Annotated in this window: 1 pseudogene; it reads left to right on the forward strand. The window is 64.9% G+C overall.

The window, feature by feature from the left end:
- Positions 1-337 (forward strand): annotated as a pseudogene (locus tag ACYJP6_RS24180) (IS110 family transposase); the annotation flags it as partial.
- Positions 338-388: the final 51 nt, after the last annotated feature.

Genomic DNA, 388 nt, shown 5'->3' on the forward strand with positions numbered 1-388 from the left:
GCGGCCCTGGACGCCGGAGCGACGCGAGGTCCGCGAACTCAAGGCTCTTATTGCCCGCCATGAAGCCCTGCAAGAGGATCTGCAGTGTGAGCTCAATCGCCGCGAAAAGGCCGCGGTCAGCGGCAGCCTGGGCGTGCTGGCTTCCATCGACAACCTGGTGAAGGCGTTGCAACAGGAGGCCGAGCGCGTGCGTCAGGACATCGACAACCACATTGACCGACACGATGAGCTCAAGCGCGACCGCACCTTGCTGCAGAGCATCGGCGGAATCGGCGAGGTGCTGTCACGGCATCTGCTGGCCCTGCTGCACAGCCGTGACTTCGGCAGTGCCCGATAGTGCACCGCCTTCGTCGGCCTGGTGCCGCGCCCTTGGCAATCGGGCAAGACT

The organism is Pseudomonas sp. No.117 (assembly GCF_054558395.1).